The sequence below is a fragment of the Flavobacterium amniphilum genome, assembly GCF_023634845.1.
In the GTDB taxonomy this organism is placed as follows: Bacteria; Bacteroidota; Bacteroidia; order Flavobacteriales; family Flavobacteriaceae; genus Flavobacterium; species Flavobacterium amniphilum.
Window position 1 is genome coordinate 38,731 of sequence record NZ_JAMLJL010000009.1, and the last position, 15,764, is coordinate 54,494.

The following is a 15,764-nucleotide window of genomic DNA, read 5'->3' on the forward strand; positions in this document are numbered from 1 at the left end:
CCAATTTAGGAAAAAATAAGCATAAAAAAATCCCGCCATAAAAGACGGGATTCTTTGTAGATATGTTTACAGATTAGAATTTGTATCCTACTGATAAAGAGAAAACGTTGTTTTTAACATCAGCACCGTCAGCATCAACGATGTTAGATAAACCTAAGTTATATCTTAAACCAGCTGAAACATTTTCAGTAAAGTTGTAACCTAAACCAACGTTAACACCGAAGTCAGTAGATTTTAATTGATCTTTGATATCAACATCATCACCTGAATCTGGTTTTACTTTAGCAGACATTAAGAAACCAACTTGTGGTCCAGCCTCAATGCTGAATTGCTCAGTAGCATAGAATTTAGCCATTACCGGGATGTTGATGTAATCAACATTTACTTTACCACCGTCAGCTTTACCACCTTGAGCAGAGTATAATAATTCTGGTTGTACAGCGAATTTGTCAGAAACTTTAATTTCAGCGAAACCACCAATGTGGAAACCAATTTTAGAATCAATACCGTCTGCGTCATCACCTGACCAGTCAGCTAAGTTTAAACCACCTTTAACACCAAATTTAGTTTCTTGTGCATTTGCAAAACCAAAAGCGAAAACTGCAGCAACAGTTAATACCAATTTTTTCATAATTTGTTTTTATTTAAAATTTGAATGCGAAGTTAGGTAAAATTACCAATAGCTTGAAGCACTGGGTGGCCGCTTTTTTTGTTTTCGTTTTTTAACAATTGATTATCAGTCTCTTTTGTTTTTAATTTGTGAAAAAATTATAATTTCATTTGTAAAGAAAGTGAGAAAATACTGTTTTTTGGAATAAATAGAAAAAAATAATATAAAAGGGAAAATCATAATTCTACTTTTCTTCTTTAAATAAAAAAACCTCCATAGCGGAGGTTTTTAATGTTCTATATATTGTATTAGAATTTATATCCAACTGATAATGATAATACATTGCTTTTTAATTCAAATCCGTCAACGTCTAGGATGTCAGACAGACCTAAACTGTATCTTAAATTAGCAGAAATATTATCGGTAAAGTTATAACCTACTCCGAAATTTCCACTGAAAGCAGTTGATTTTGTAGAGTCTTCTTTTAAATCTTCTACAGTATCCCCGTCAAAAGTTAATTCAGCTTTTGTCAGGAAACCAATTTGTGGTCCGGCTTCAATGCTTAATTTGTCTGTTGCATAGTATTTAGCCATTACAGGAATGTTTACAAAGGCTAAATCCCAGATTAGTTTTTCAGATTCACCATCGATGTCCTGTTTAGCTCCTTCTACAGAGTATAAAACCTCCGGTTGAAGAGCAAATTTTTCTGATAATTTGATTTCGGCAAATCCGCCTACGTGGAATGAAGTTCTCATTTTAGTGTCTTCATCAACGAAAGCATCAGTAGCGTTACCGGATAAATTCCCCAAATTTAAACCAGCTTTAACTCCGAATTTTGTTTCCTGTGCATGTGCAAAACTAAATGCAAACAATGCAGCTGTGGTAAGTAAAATCTTTTTCATAGTTTGTTATGTATTTGAATTTAAGGCAAAAATATTCAAAAAATTATTATCGATCAGCCATTTTTGTGTTTTTGATGCCTTAAAATGAGGTATTTAGAATGTTTTTAAAATAGAAAAGCCATGGTAAACATGGCTTTTTGTAATATTTTAATTAAATAGTTCTTAGAAGCTGTATCCCAGTGATAAAGAGAATACCCCGTTCTTTACATCACTTACATCAGCAGAATCAGGAACTTCAGATAAACCTAAGTTGTATCTTAAATTGCCTGAAATGTTATCCGTGAAGTTGTAGCCAAGACCAAAGTTTACACCAAAATCTGTAGACTTTAATTGGTCTTTAACGTCTTGAGAACCTCCACCTGATTCTGGTTTTAATTTAGCAGACATTAAGAAACCGATTTGTGGACCGGCTTCGATGCTTAATTTGTCAGTTGCATAGAATTTAGCCATTACAGGTAAGTTAATATAATCAGTGTTGATTTTAGCGCCTTCCCCTTTGGCGCCTTGTGATGAATAAAGTAATTCAGGTTGTACAGCGAATTTGTCAGACACTTTGAATTCAGCAAAACCTCCTACGTGGAAGCTTGTTCTTGAATCAGCACCTTCGGCATCGTCCCCATACCAGTCTGCCATGTTTAAACCGGCTTTAGCCCCGAATTTCATTCCCTGTGCATTTGCAGTCCCAAATGCAAATACAGCTACAGCTGCGAATAATAGTTTTTTCATTGTTTTCTAGTTTAATTGTTTATTTAATTTGTTTTGAATACTTAATCTTTTTCGTATAAAAAAAAGCCATGTTTAACATGGCTTTTTATATTTTTATTAATCTTGGTTCAGATTAAAATTTGTATCCTACTGATAAAGAGAATACGTTGTTTTTAACATCTGCACCGTCAGCATCAATAATGTTTGATAAACCTAAGTTATATCTTAAGTTAGCTGAAATGTTTTCTGTGAAGTTGTATCCAAGACCTAAGTTAGCACCAAAATCTGTAGATTTTAATTCATCTTTTACGTCAACACTGTCACCAGAATCCGGCTTAACTTTAGCAGACATTAAGAAACCGATTTGTGGACCAGCTTCAATACTGAATTGTTCAGTTGCATAGAATTTAGCCATTACTGGGATGTTAAGGTAGTCGAAGTTGTATTTACCACCATCAACTTTACCTCCTTGTGTAGAGTATACTAACTCTGGTTGTACGGCAAATTTGTCAGATAATTTGATTTCAGCGAAACCACCAACGTGAAAACCTATTTTAGAATCGATTCCGTCAGCGTCATCACCTCCAAGGTCAGCCATGTTTAAACCAGCTTTTACCCCAAACTTTGTTTCCTGTGCATTAGCAAATCCGAATGCGAAAATTGCAGCTGCAGTTAAAAATAATTTTTTCATAGTCTATTTTGTATTAAAATTTGTTGATTGAAAAGTACTAAAATTTAATAATTTAACATATGGGCTATATTAAAGTTATTAACAATTTTAATTAACATTGAAAACCAGTGGTTTAAGTGTTTTTTAGGTTGGTTTTATACCTAATTTTGGTGTTGATGTCTCACTAATTTTGGTGATATTTTGTAAGTTATTTCTTTTGGTTGGTTTTGATGGTTTTCTTGATATGGGCTTGAAAATGAAGGGAAAGTAATAAATTTGGCATAATTTTCGTTACTTTATTATAAAAACAAATTTATGAGGAAACTAATTTTTACTGGACTTATGGTTGCCGGATTTGCAACTTTTGGTCACGCACAAGTATTGAAGTTAGGTGTTAAAGCTGGGGTTAATTATGCAAACTTCAGCGGATCTGATTTGCAAACAGATGCTATAACCAGTTATCATGCCGGATTGTTGGCACAGATTAAGCTGGGGGAAAAACTGTCTTTTCAGCCTGAAGTAATGTATTCAACACAAGGAGCTTCATATGATAATCTTTCGGAAGAAGTGAAAGCTAAACTTGGTTATATTTCGGTTCCTTTATTGGCAAGAATTCATATGGGAAAAACAATCAGTCTTGATTTAGGTCCGCAATTCTCGTATTTATTATCCAAAGATGTAGATTTTGATACTGATATCAATGAATTCGATTTTGCCGGAGTTGGAGGTTTGACCGTTAACATAACTGATAATATATTTATTCAGGGAAGATATGTGCTTGGGTTGACTGAAATATCCAAAAGCGCGGATGTTAAGAACTCTGTAGGACAATTGTCGGCCGGTTTTAGATTTTAAGAATCTCAATCTACTTATAAAAAACCATTCTAATTCGGAATGGTTTTTTTATTTTTACCAAAAATCACCATATGAAAATTCTGATCATCAACGGACCGAACCTTAATTTACTTGGAAAAAGAGAACCTGAAATTTATGGGAGTCAGAGTTTTGAGCAATATTTCACCGACTTAAAACTTAAATTCCCACAAGTTGAATTGGAGTATTACCAAAGTAATGTTGAAGGGGGGCTGATAAATAAACTTCAGGAAGTCGGATTTGATTATGATGGAATTGTTTTGAATGCCGGTGCTTACACACATACTTCAATAGGAATAGGGGATTGTATAAAAGCGATTACAACACCAGTGATAGAAGTGCATATATCGAATACTTTTTCAAGGGAAAGTTTTCGTCATCAATCCTATATTTCACCCAATGCAAAAGGAATAATTATTGGATTTGGATTACAAAGTTATGATTTGGGGATTCAATCTCTTCTTTAGGCTTTCATAAAAATATCGTAACTCAAACGGATTAAAGTCCCGATTACGACAACCAGAAAAAAGACCCTGATAAAGGAATTCCCTTTTTTTATTGCGAGTTTGGCACCCATCCATCCGCCAATCCCGTTGCAAAAAGCCATTGGAATTGCCATTATCCAAAGAATTTTTCCTTTGGAAATGAATAAAACCAACGAGCCTACGTTTGAAGCCAGATTGACTAATTTGGCATTTGCGGAAGCATGGAGAAAGTCAAACCCCAAAATTGAGATAAAAGCGAGTATCAGGAAACTTCCGGTTCCCGGACCGATGAATCCATCATAAAAACCTATCAGTACACTAATTAGTATTCCTAAAGCTACCGATTTTTTATAGCTGATTTTTTTTGGTTTATGGTTCCCGAAATCTTTTTTGAAGAAAGTATAAATTGCAACTCCTGTCAAGACAAGAAATAATAAAGGTTTCATGAAATCATTACTAACAATTGTCATGACATAACTTCCGGCAAAAGCTGCCAAACATGAGAAAAATGACATTGTGAGTAATAATTTCCAGTTCATGTCGACTTTTTTCAAATACTGTAATGATGCTACGCTTGTCCCGGTGAATCCAGGTATTTTAAGTGAACCCATTAAACTTGAGACCGGTTGTTGAGGTAGTAGAATAAGCGCAGTAGGTGTCTGTATAAGTCCGCCACCACCGGCAACAGCATCTATAAAGCCAGCTAAAAAAGAAGCAATGCAAAGCAAAATAATAATGTAGGATTCCATAGCAGTTTGGTTAAAAAAGAAATTCCAAATCCCAATAGTGATGCAATTGGAATTTGGAATTATTTATCATTTGCTTTTGATGATTATGCTCTAACGATATTTGCTCCCAATGCTCTTAAACGTTCGTCGATACGCTCATAACCACGGTCGATTTGTTCAATGTTTTGGATTGTACTGGTTCCTTTAGCTGTTAAGGCTGCGATCAATAATGAGATACCGGCTCTGATGTCAGGTGAACTCATGGTCGTTGCTTTTAGCTGTGATTGGAAATTATGCCCCATTACAACTGCTCTGTGTGGGTCGCACAACATGATTTTTGCGCCCATGTCAATTAATTTATCCACGAAGAATAAACGGCTTTCGAACATTTTCTGATGAATCAAAACGTCTCCTTTAGCCTGAGTGGCCACTACTAAAACGATGCTTAATAGATCTGGTGTAAATCCTGGCCAAGGTGCATCGGCAACAGTTAAAATTGATCCATCAATATCAGTTTTGATTTCATAACCGTCTTTATGTGCCGGAATATAAATATCATCACCTTTTCTTTCTAAAGTGATTCCTAATTTTCGGAACACATTAGGGATTACTCCTAAATTTTCCCACGAAACATCTTTGATTGTAATTTCGCTTCGGGTCATGGCAGCTAAGCCAATCCATGAACCTATTTCAATCATATCCGGTAAAATTCTATGCTCGCATCCTCCTAACTTCTCAACTCCTTCAATAGTAAGTAAGTTAGAACCAACACCTGTGATTTTTGCTCCCATGGAGTTCAACATTTTGCATAATTGCTGAAGATAAGGTTCGCAGGCAGCATTGTAAATTGTGGTTGTTCCTTCTGCTAATACTGCAGCCATAACAATGTTTGCCGTTCCGGTTACTGATGCTTCATCCAGTAACATGTAGGCGCCTTGTAAACGTCCGTCAATTTCAACTCCGTAAAAATGATCTTCTCTTTCGTATCTGAATTTAGCGCCTAAATTGATGAATCCTTCAAAATGTGTGTCTAAACGACGACGTCCGATTTTATCTCCTCCTGGTTTTGGGATGTAACCACAGCCAAAACGAGCTAAAAGTGGTCCGACAATCATGATAGATCCTCTCAAACTTCCGCCTTCTTTTTTGAAAGCTTCGGTTTTTAAGTAGTCAATATTAACTTCATCGGCCTGAAAAGTATAATCACCAGGGCCGTTTTTTTGTATTTTAACACCTAAATTGCCTAAAAGGATAATAAGTTTATTAACATCAATAATGTCTGGAATATTGGTAATTCTGACTTTTTCCGAAGTTAACAAAACTGGGCATAACACTTGTAATGCCTCATTTTTTGCTCCTTGCGGTTGTACATTCCCTTTTAACGGTTTCCCTCCTTCGATTTTAAAAGTACCCATATGTTTTATGATTAAAAGTTTAGGTCTGGTGTTTTAATTACAGACTTTGCTTTTGACTTTATTTCTGATTATTATTTTTATTGAATGGTTTTTTGTTGTTGTTGTTTTTTGGATTAAATTTTGGCTTACCTCCCGGATTGTTTTGGATTTTGTTTGACATGCGTTTGTTGGTGCGCATCAAATCCTGGGTGTTGGACAATTCTTCGGTTGTACTCATTAAATTTAATTTTCCTCCCGAAAGCTCGTACAAATGTTCGAAAATAACAGCATCGGTAACGGTGTCCTTGTTCCAGCTTAAATATGATTTTTTCATATGGTTTGCAATTACACGCACCAAAGCCTGTTTCATTTCTCCGTCTTCCCATTGATTGGCTTTTTCAATCATGTAGGTAATGTTATTTCCGTAGAAACGATACTTAGGGAAGTTTTGAGGGTACTTCAAAGGATCCGGTTTTAACTCTAAAACCTCTTTTGAAGGAATAGGGTAAGGAGAGTCGACATCCAATTCAAATTTAGACATGATGAAAATCTGATCCCATAATTTGTGTTGGAAATCAGGTACATCTCTTAAATGGGGATTCATGCTTCCCATAACCGAAATGATATATTTGGCCAATTTGTTTCTTTCCTCTCGGCTTTCTACTGCTACTGCCTGATCAATCAGTTTTTGCAAATGGCGTCCATATTCAGGAATGATTAAAGGTTTTCTTTCAGAATTGTATTCTAAATGAATTACCACATCCCCGGCATTTTCTTGCGTGTATTTTGTGACCATTATAATGAGATTATACCTTCAATAGTTGAGACTTCTTGATATTTTTTAATGATTTCGTCAGCACTTGGCATCACAACATCTACCGAAATACTGGTAAATTTACCGTTTTTCGATTGGCGAGTGTCTATAATTGCGCCCATTCTGTCAAAAGCTTTTTCCACAGCATGAATTTTATCAGTATCTGTCGGAACTATAAATTTATATAAATATTTTGAAGGCCAAACTTTGTTAACACTATTTAATTCTTCTTTTAAACGAATATAAAATTCGGTAGTTTTTTTATCCATCTTCTGCATTAAAATAAACGCAAATATACGTTTTTTGAAATTAGAAACCGGGATATCTGAAAATTGAAATGCTAATATTTTAATTCAATTTTAAAAAACCAAATAGTTTATTTAAGTTTGCACCTTGAAAATCGGGTTTTGAAAAAAGAAGTAATTGTTATAACCGGTGGACCGGGAACCGGTAAATCGACCATTATCGATGCATTAATCGAAAAAGGATATTCTTGTTATCCTGAAATTTCGCGCGAAGTTACTTTGGAAGCGAAAAGACAGGGAATTGACCAGTTGTTTTTGACTGAGCCTCTTTTGTTTAGTCAAATGTTGCTTGAGGGAAGACTTAAACAGTTTCAAAGCGCCATAACGGAAGAAAGTGATCTTGTCTTTATGGACAGGGGAATTCCTGATATATTAGCTTATATGCATTTTATAGGTGATGATTATCCTGATCATTTTGATAATACCTGCCATGAAAGCCGTTATTCAAAAGTCTTTGTTTTACCTCCTTGGGAAGAAATCTACGAAAGTGATGAAGCCCGTTATGAAGATTTTGAACAGGCTAAAGTTATCTATGAGCATTTGAAGGAAACCTATGCTAAATATGGATATTCCCTGGTTGAAGTTCCTAAAGGTACGGTTGAAGACCGCATTCTCTATATCTTAAACCACTTATAAATAAAGTTGGTTTATGGTATTGTGAGTTAAAAACGAAATTACTTAACTTGCTGACCATAAAACCATAAACTTTTAGAATGCAGGAAGCATTACAGATTCTTGGGAAATATTGGGGCTATTCTGAGTTCAGGCCGGTACAGGAAGAAATCATTCATTCTGTTTTAGAAAAAAAAGATACTTTCGGACTAATGCCAACCGGAGGTGGGAAATCATTGTGTTTTCAAGTGCCGGGCATGGTTTTTAATGGAATATGTCTTGTGATTTCTCCTTTGGTGGCTTTGATGAAAGACCAGGTTGCCCAGCTGCAAAACAGAAATATTAAAGCAATTGCACTGACAGGGAGTATTAAATCTGATGAGATGATTCAACTGCTTGATAATTGTCAGTTTGGTAATTATAAGTTTTTGTATCTTTCTCCTGAACGCCTTGAGCAGGAATGGATTCTGGAGCGGATTAAAGCTTTGCCGATTTCCATGATTGCCGTTGATGAGGCGCATTGTGTGTCACAATGGGGGCACGATTTCAGACCTTCTTATCTGAAAATAAAAAATCTTAAAATACATTTTCCGAAAATTCCTTTTATAGCATTAACAGCTTCGGCTACTCCGCAGATCCAAAAAGATATTGTTGAATTGCTCTCTTTGGATAACCCTGTGGTTTTTAAACAATCTTTCGCGAGAACTAACTTGGGTTATCATGTTGTCAATGCTGAAGATAAATTGTATAAAATCAATCAGATTCTGATTAAGAACCAACAGTCATCCATTGTGTATGTACGTAACAGGAAAAGTTGCCATGAGTATGCAGCCAAATTGAATCAAATGGGATTTAAGGCTACTTACTATCACGGAGGTTTACCTGTAAAAGAGAAAGAGTCAAACATGGGTTTGTGGATGAAAAATGAAGCACAGATAATGATTGCGACGAGTGCTTTCGGAATGGGGATTGATAAACCGGATGTAAAAACGGTTATCCATGTTAATTTGCCGGAAAATCTGGAAAGTTATTATCAGGAAGCTGGGCGGGCTGGTCGTAACGGTGAAAAAGCGTTCGGGATTTTGATTCATTCGCCTCAGGATACTATTCAGGCTGAAAGTCAGTTTATTGCTGTTTTACCGGATGTCTCCTTTCTGAAGTTGGTATATGTCAAACTTTGTAATTATTTTCAGATTGCTTACGGAGAAGGAATTAATGAGGAATATGCGTTCAGTTTGAATCAGTTTTGTGCCAAATACCAATTGCCGGTTTTGAAAGCTTTTAATGCTTTGCAATTCTTGGACCGGCAAGGGATTATTGCATTGAGTAATGAATATTCAGAAAAAGCCCAAATTCAGTTTATAATAGAATCCAAAGAAGTGATCCGCTATATAAGTCTGCATCCTGAAGATGAGTTGGTCATGACAACTGTTTTGCGTGCTTATCCCGGGGTTTTTGACATGCAGGTAAATATCAATACTGCATTTGTGGCTAAAAAAGCAGGTACAACAGAAGCTAAAGTTTTAACTTTGCTCGAAAAATTGGGAGAATCACAAATTATTGATTATTTAGCCCAGCAAAATGAATCTAAAATTACTTTTTTAGAAGTCAGGGAAGATGACCGTACCATAAACCGGGTAGCAAAGTATCTTGAAAAACAAAATGAAGTTAAGAAGGGACAATTGGCTTCTGTAATTGATTATGTGAAAGACGGAAAGGAATGTAAGAGTAATTTATTGTTGCATTATTTTGGAGAAGAAACAACTGGCCAATGTGGAGTTTGTTCTTATTGTCTTGCCAAAAATAAAGTGGTCAATAATAAAGAAGAAATTCAGGATGCCATAAGGCGAGTGCTCAACGAAAAAGATTTATCATCAAGGGAAATTGTTGAAATGGTAAAATTTGAAGAAAGGGAAATTTTGGATATACTGAGGCAAATGCTGGAGTATCATATAATTTCAATCAACACAAAAAATCAGTTTACATTAAATAAATAATGGAAAAATTAAAAATCGTTTTTATGGGTACCCCGGAATTTGCGGTGGGAATCCTGGATGCTATTGTACAGGAAGGGAAACATGAAGTAGTTGGCGTGATAACAGCAGCAGATAAGCCTGCTGGGCGTGGACAGAAGATTAAGTATTCGGCGGTGAAAGAATATGCACTTGAAAAAGGATTGCGATTATTACAGCCAACCAATTTGAAAAGTGAAGAATTTTTAACAGAGTTGGCTTCACTTGAAGCAAATTTGCAGGTTGTGGTTGCTTTCAGAATGTTGCCAAAAGCAGTTTGGGCTATGCCAAAATTTGGGACATTTAATCTGCATGCTTCGCTTTTGCCAAATTATCGTGGTGCAGCGCCTATTAATTGGGCAATTATTAATGGTGAAGCAAAAACCGGAGTTACAACTTTTTTTATTGATGAGAAAATTGATACCGGAGCCATGATTTTAAGCAAAGAGACTATGATTGGAGCAGATGAAAATGCAGGTGAATTACACGACAGGTTGATGGCTATAGGATGTGGGGCGGTTTTGGAAACACTATCCCGGATTTCAGAAGGGAACGTAGCAACAACCATACAGAAAGATACTCCTGAAATAAGGACGGCCTATAAATTAGACAGGGAAAATTGTAAAATTGATTTTTCTAAATCCATTGATGAGGTTTATGACTTAATAAGAGGTTTGTCTCCTTATCCGGCTGCTTACTGTAGTTTTAGGGATGGTGAAGAAGAGTGGAATGTTAAAATTTATGATGTTGAAAAGGAGATTGAGGATCATGATTTTGAAGCGGGTAAGGTAATTTTGGGTAAAAAAGAGATGAAATTAGCTGTAAATGGTGGTTATCTTGTTGTGAAATCCATACAATTTCCGGGCAAAAAACGAATGTTAATCCATGAATTGTTGAATGGAATGATATTTACAGATGCTGTCAAGGCCTGTTAATCCTTGAAAAAAATAAAGAAATCGTAGGTTTTATCGATGAATAGCGGGGTTTTATCAACAAAAAATCGAAGTTATTAACAAATTTGGCAAAAATAACGCTAAGGTGTTGTGTAGTAAGGAAATCCTATTAAATTTGTAAGACTAACAATTAGTATTAACCAATCATTAATAACAATTATTATGAACAAATCAGATTTAATCGATGCTATGGCAGCTCACGCTGGTATTACAAAAGCTGCTGCTAAATTAGCTTTAGAATCATTCTTAGACAATGTTGAAGGTACTTTGAAAAAAGGTGGAAGAGTATCTCTAGTTGGATTTGGATCTTGGTCAGTTTCTAAAAGAGCTGCAAGAGAAGGAAGAAATCCTCAAACAGGTAAAACTATCAAGATTGCTGCTAAAAATGTAGTAAAATTCAAAGCTGGAGCTGAATTAGAAGGTGCAGTAAACAAATAATAGTTTTTTATAAATTATAAAAAGCCACGCATTGCGTGGCTTTTTTTGTGCTATTTGACGATTTTATTTGGAGTATCGACAATTAATTTGTTAAATTTAAGTCTAAAATATAGAGTTATGATAGCTGTAAAACCAAAAAAAGGACACTTGCTTGTGGCAGAACCTTCTATTACGGGAGACTTATCTTTTAATAGATCTGTGGTTTTGCTTGCAGACCACAACGAAGATGGTTCGGTAGGATTCATACTTAACAAACCGCTTGGTTATACCTTACATGAGCTGATACCTGAAATCAGTGCTACATTCAAGATTTATAACGGCGGACCAATCGAACAGGACAATCTGTATTTCATCCACAACGTTCCACAGCTAATTCCCGGGAGCATTGAAATTGCAGAAGGTATTTATTGGGGTGGCGATTTTGAACTGACCAAAAACCTGATTAATGAAGGTAAGGTTGGGCGTAACAATATCCGGTTCTTTTTGGGGTATTCCGGTTGGGATGCCGAACAATTGCAGAATGAATTGGAGTCTAATTCCTGGATTATTTCTGAAAATGAATTGAGAAATAAAATCATTGCAAAATCACCTACCGATTTCTGGAAAGAAAAAATCAAAGAGCAGGGCGGTGAGTATTTGATTTGGTCTAACGCTCCGGAAAATCCAATTTATAATTAACCCAATCTAATTTTAGTATTTAATTTTTGAAGTAAATTACTTGAAAAAACTGTTTCAAATTCCTTTTTTCGGTACTTGGTAATCGGCTGGATTCCTTTTATTACGTTTGTAAGAAAAAGTTCGTCTGCTTTTTGAAGATCAAAAGGTGAGACAGGTTCTTCTTTGACTTCGATGTTTTTGATGGTTTTGGCTATCGCTAAGACTTGTTTGCGCATAATGCCGTTCAAACATCCTTCGTTGATGGGAGGAGTGCTTAAAACGCCTTCTTTTAGCATGAAAATATTGCCGTTCAGGAATTCAGTTACATTTCTTTCTTCATTTAATAAAATACAACTGTCCAATCCGTTTTCATTGGCAAAGATGCTTCCGGTTATGTGGCATATCTTGTTGGTTGTTTTTAAAGTGGAAAGCAATTGCTTCGAAACATGAAAATCTTTGTAGATATCGACCTCGTATGTTTTGTTTTCGATTGTGTATAGCGGATTTTCAACTCCGGAAACGGAAATGATGTAATCCACTTCATTGGTTTTTGGTAAATACAAACCGCCGTCTTTTCTGAAAACGGTTAAACGGGCTCTGGAAGAATTTTCCACTTGTTCTTTTTTGGCATCGGAAAGGATTATGTTTTCGAAGAATTCTAAAGTAAAATCCATCGGGATTTCCATTCTCAAAATACGCATAGAAGCCATTAACCTGAAATAATGATCTTCGGCAAAAAGAACTTTGCTGTCTAAAATTTTTACCGTTTCAAAAACAGCATCGCCAAATAAAAAACCTCTGTTTGTATGTAAAGAATGTGGTTGCATAAAAAAAATCCCGACTTGTTTTTAGAACAAGACGGGACAAATTTAAGTTTTAATATTTGGAATTCCTATACAGATCCTATCACGTGTTTCAAATCGGATACTTGGTTTTCCCAAAGCATTTTGGCTTCTTCCAGATCATCTTTTTCGGCAAAATCAATTACCATTAAAGAAACGTCTTTTGTGATGTCATCTTCCAATATTCGTAATTCGAAGTAATATTCAGTGTCTTTATTTTCATCATCAACCCATCTGAACTTAATCTTTTCACCTGTTTTCTTTGAGTACAAGCGCGCTTTTTCCTGCGAGTCGTCCCAAATGAAAGTAAAGAATTCGCCACGCGAATTTACATTGTCTGCAAACCATTCCTGTAAACCTGATGGTGTTGATATATATTGATATAAAAGTTGCGGCGAAGAGTGAATAGGAAATTCTAATTCATAACGTATTTTGCTATCCATGTACTATTGTTTTTTTTGGAAATATATAGAATTAAGTTTGAAAAAAAAATAAAATTTGAAATAAATATTTTTCTTAAAATAAATTTGGAACAAATGAATTTAGTGTTATATTTGCACCCGCATTGAGAGATGCAATACCGACGTAAAATGGCGAGGTAGCTCAGTCGGTTAGAGCGCAGGATTCATAACCCTGAGGTCACGGGTTCAACTCCCGTCCTCGCTACTGAAAAGTAAACCCTAACTAATCAAATAGTTAGGGTTTTTTTATGTTCAAAAATTTAAAATTATCTGAAACTAATTTGAAAGTGTGTTCGCTTAGAACATAAAAGCGAACATTGTTTTATAACTCAATTGAAGATTCAGTATCCCGATCCCGATTCAAAAAAAAACATGGTTTTTGCTTCGATTTACTTCTTGTTTTGCTGCCGGACAATGAAATCTTGTTTTAAAGTTGTGACAAAAAAATGAGAATTAATTATTTGTCACAAGGTGAAACGAAACTAAAAGATAGAGATGATTTTTTTTTTTTTTTTTCTTAGGTTCGTTTCAATAATTTTAAAAAGTGTGGTCAGATAACTTTATTTCTTCTGTTGTTTTAAAAAGTGTATTTATTTTTTTAGAAATTTCCTTGTTGCGGTTTTATTTTCAGATGTTATTTTGATAAAATACATCCCGGTTGGGAAATTTGAAAGGTCAATTTGGATTTCTTTTATGAATTCAGGATTAAAAAATAAGCTTCTTCCTAAGTTATCATACAATTCAACAGAAGTTTTTCCTGAAACCGATTCAGGTAAATTAATTGTCAGGTGATCTTCTGCAGGATTTGGGAAAACAGAAAACTGTAATTGTGATTCGTCATCAACAGTTAAAGTTCCTTGTATTTGCTGAATGGCTGCCTGCATGTTGGGAAGTGGTCCGATATGTCCGCTTACTCCGCTTCCTTGTGGTGTTCCTGTGTTTTTTAATAAGGTATTCATTTCTGAAGGTGACATGAATGATCCGGTTGAATTGTGGTAATAAGATTGTAAGACAACCACGCAGGATGCTACCATTGGTGTGGCTGAACTTGTTCCTGAAAAATTAGTATAGCCCTGATTCATATCATTGTTGATCAAAACCGAATCTCCGTAACCACAGGTGAAAACATTTTCAGACCATCCCTGCACGTCGACTCTTGCTCCGTATGTGCTGTATGAAATTCTGTTGTGTGTCGTGTTAGATCTTCCGCCGCCTACAATGATAGCGCCCGAATTTCCTCTGGCCCTGTAAGAAGTATAATACGCCGAATCCAAATTTTGGTTGCCGTTACCGGCTGCTGCAACGATAATGATTCCGGCGTCGGTTGCAGCTTTTGTCAAATCCCAGATTGGATTGTCAAATTCAGCAAGCACGTAATTATTCCCTTGTCCGTAAGTTTGCATTTCGTATATGATCACATCTCCGGCCTGAGATGCGGTAATGGCTTCGCTGACTGCATTTACACGGTCATAGCCAATTTCCTGCCATTCAGGAAATAAAACCATTTCCTGGGCATTATAAGCTAATCCTGTAGTTCCATAGGTGTCTTTGTGTCCCATTACAATTCCGAAAACTGACGTTCCATGTTCTGTGTATAAAGATGTGGCATCAGGACTTATGGTCATTCCCGGAGCAATTGAGGCGTTTACTTCGTTCAGGTCTTCATGATTATGATTGAAACCATATTCAACATCACGAACACGGATTCCATTTCCGGAAAGCCCCAATCCGTGTGCGTAATTCATGTTTACACCCGGATTAGCTCCAAAATATGTTTGATTGAGCTCGTAATTGCTTGTTGTTGGCGGTATATCGGTTGGTGGAGCGATAGGAGTCAATGTCATCAAAGAACAATATTCGACGTCTTTGAGCGCTTCCAGTTTTTCGGCTAATTCCCAAAGTTTTTGATTGGTCGGGTTGTTGATTTTAATTTTTAAAATATTTCTGAGTTTTTGTATGGAAACATCGTTTTTGGTTAATCGGAAGGCTTCAGATGACAGGAATTTCAATTTGTCTTCTGAAATATTTATTCCTTTTTCAAAATGAATGCCGTATTCGGTAATCAATGATTTCATCTCAGGAATAAGTTGGATGAGGTCCTTATTGAAATCTTCAGGATTAAGATTGATTGATGGTTTTATAGATATGTACAACTCGTGTGATTCTGAATTGGGAGTCAAATGGAGATTTCCTTTTCTGTTTTGTGCAAAAAAGTGTAAGCTCGTTAAAATTAATAGGTAGGTTAGCTGTTTCAAATTGTTTGGTGTTTTTGACAAAGGTATTAAAAGCCAATGTCAATTTGT

At 35.6% G+C, this 15,764-nt stretch carries 18 protein-coding genes and 1 tRNA gene; 8 read left to right on the plus strand and 11 right to left on the minus strand.

The features are described from left to right. Positions 1-73 precede the first annotated feature (73 nt). The 4 genes from NAT51_RS11440 to NAT51_RS11455 form a co-directional block, all read right to left on the minus strand. Complete coding sequence (locus tag NAT51_RS11440; RefSeq protein WP_250599063.1) at positions 74-631, minus strand: porin family protein; 558 nt, start codon at positions 629-631, stop codon at positions 74-76. 287 nt (positions 632-918) lie between these two features. Next, positions 919-1,512, minus strand: a complete 594-nt coding sequence (locus tag NAT51_RS11445) for a porin family protein (RefSeq protein WP_250599064.1) — start codon at positions 1,510-1,512, stop codon at positions 919-921. A 162-nt stretch (positions 1,513-1,674) separates the two neighbouring features. Beyond that, a complete protein-coding gene (locus tag NAT51_RS11450; RefSeq protein WP_250599065.1) occupies positions 1,675-2,238 on the minus strand; it encodes a porin family protein in 564 nt (187 codons plus the stop codon). Between the two features lie 112 nt (positions 2,239-2,350). Then, positions 2,351-2,908 carry a porin family protein gene (locus NAT51_RS11455; protein WP_250599066.1) on the minus strand — a complete coding sequence of 186 codons (558 nt, stop codon included), beginning with the start codon at positions 2,906-2,908 and terminating at the stop codon, positions 2,351-2,353. 294 nt (positions 2,909-3,202) lie between these two features. On the opposite strand from NAT51_RS11455, the gene NAT51_RS11460 reads away from it, so the two are divergent. Beyond that, positions 3,203-3,742 carry a porin family protein gene (locus NAT51_RS11460; RefSeq protein ID WP_250599067.1) on the plus strand — a complete coding sequence of 180 codons (540 nt, stop codon included), beginning with the start codon at positions 3,203-3,205 and terminating at the stop codon, positions 3,740-3,742. Between the two features lie 71 nt (positions 3,743-3,813). Further along, positions 3,814-4,227 (plus strand): type II 3-dehydroquinate dehydratase, encoded by a 414-nt coding sequence (locus NAT51_RS11465; RefSeq protein WP_250599068.1) that lies wholly within the window; start codon positions 3,814-3,816, stop codon positions 4,225-4,227. On the opposite strand, the gene NAT51_RS11470 is transcribed toward NAT51_RS11465, so the two are convergent. The 4 genes from NAT51_RS11470 to NAT51_RS11485 all read right to left on the minus strand — a co-directional run bounded on the left by NAT51_RS11470 (position 4,224) and on the right by NAT51_RS11485 (position 7,450). Next, positions 4,224-4,994 carry a sulfite exporter TauE/SafE family protein gene (locus tag NAT51_RS11470; RefSeq protein WP_250599069.1) on the minus strand — a complete coding sequence of 257 codons (771 nt, stop codon included), beginning with the start codon at positions 4,992-4,994 and terminating at the stop codon, positions 4,224-4,226. The genes NAT51_RS11465 and NAT51_RS11470 overlap by 4 nt on opposite strands. Positions 4,995-5,077: 83 nt before the next feature. Beyond that, entirely contained in the window at positions 5,078-6,388 is a 1,311-nt protein-coding gene (gene murA, locus NAT51_RS11475) for a UDP-N-acetylglucosamine 1-carboxyvinyltransferase (protein WP_250599070.1), read from the minus strand. 58 nt (positions 6,389-6,446) lie between these two features. Next, positions 6,447-7,163, minus strand: a complete 717-nt coding sequence (locus NAT51_RS11480; RefSeq protein ID WP_250599071.1) for a DUF4290 domain-containing protein — start codon at positions 7,161-7,163, stop codon at positions 6,447-6,449. Further along, positions 7,163-7,450, minus strand: a complete 288-nt coding sequence (locus NAT51_RS11485) for a DUF493 family protein (RefSeq protein ID WP_250599072.1) — start codon at positions 7,448-7,450, stop codon at positions 7,163-7,165. Before NAT51_RS11485 ends, NAT51_RS11480 begins: the two co-directional genes overlap by 1 nt. 138 nt (positions 7,451-7,588) lie before the next feature. Between NAT51_RS11485 and NAT51_RS11490 the strand changes: the two genes are divergently transcribed. The 5 genes from NAT51_RS11490 to NAT51_RS11510 all read left to right on the plus strand — a co-directional run bounded on the left by NAT51_RS11490 (position 7,589) and on the right by NAT51_RS11510 (position 12,179). Continuing rightward, positions 7,589-8,122, plus strand: coding sequence for an AAA family ATPase (locus NAT51_RS11490; protein WP_250599073.1), 534 nt, complete (start codon positions 7,589-7,591; stop codon positions 8,120-8,122). Positions 8,123-8,199: 77 nt separating this feature from the next. Continuing rightward, positions 8,200-10,095 carry a RecQ family ATP-dependent DNA helicase gene (locus NAT51_RS11495; protein ID WP_250599074.1) on the plus strand — a complete coding sequence of 632 codons (1,896 nt, stop codon included), beginning with the start codon at positions 8,200-8,202 and terminating at the stop codon, positions 10,093-10,095. Continuing rightward, positions 10,095-11,045: a methionyl-tRNA formyltransferase gene (fmt, locus tag NAT51_RS11500; RefSeq protein ID WP_250599075.1), complete on the plus strand. Its 951-nt coding sequence runs from the start codon at positions 10,095-10,097 to the stop codon at positions 11,043-11,045. The genes NAT51_RS11495 and fmt overlap by 1 nt, the downstream gene beginning before the upstream one ends. 180 nt (positions 11,046-11,225) lie before the next feature. Then, positions 11,226-11,501 carry an HU family DNA-binding protein gene (locus tag NAT51_RS11505; RefSeq protein WP_250599076.1) on the plus strand — a complete coding sequence of 92 codons (276 nt, stop codon included), beginning with the start codon at positions 11,226-11,228 and terminating at the stop codon, positions 11,499-11,501. A gap of 117 nt (positions 11,502-11,618) precedes the next feature. Then, positions 11,619-12,179, plus strand: coding sequence for a YqgE/AlgH family protein (locus NAT51_RS11510; RefSeq protein ID WP_250599077.1), 561 nt, complete (start codon positions 11,619-11,621; stop codon positions 12,177-12,179). Here the strand turns inward: NAT51_RS11510 and NAT51_RS11515 are convergent. Continuing rightward, the gene (locus NAT51_RS11515; protein WP_250599078.1) at positions 12,176-12,985 is read right to left on the minus strand and encodes an aminotransferase class IV; all 810 of its coding nucleotides are present in this window, start codon (positions 12,983-12,985) and stop codon (positions 12,176-12,178) included. The two genes, NAT51_RS11510 and NAT51_RS11515, sit on opposite strands and share 4 nt — an antisense overlap. A 65-nt stretch (positions 12,986-13,050) precedes the next feature. Beyond that, positions 13,051-13,443, minus strand: a complete 393-nt coding sequence (locus NAT51_RS11520; RefSeq protein ID WP_250599079.1) for an START-like domain-containing protein — start codon at positions 13,441-13,443, stop codon at positions 13,051-13,053. A gap of 149 nt (positions 13,444-13,592) precedes the next feature. Here NAT51_RS11520 and NAT51_RS11525 point away from each other — a divergent pair. Further along, positions 13,593-13,666 (plus strand) — tRNA-Met (locus tag NAT51_RS11525). Between the two features lie 385 nt (positions 13,667-14,051). Here the strand turns inward: NAT51_RS11525 and NAT51_RS11530 are convergent. Next, positions 14,052-15,716 carry a S8/S53 family peptidase gene (locus NAT51_RS11530; protein WP_250599080.1) on the minus strand — a complete coding sequence of 555 codons (1,665 nt, stop codon included), beginning with the start codon at positions 15,714-15,716 and terminating at the stop codon, positions 14,052-14,054. Between the last annotated feature and the right edge of the window lie 48 nt (positions 15,717-15,764).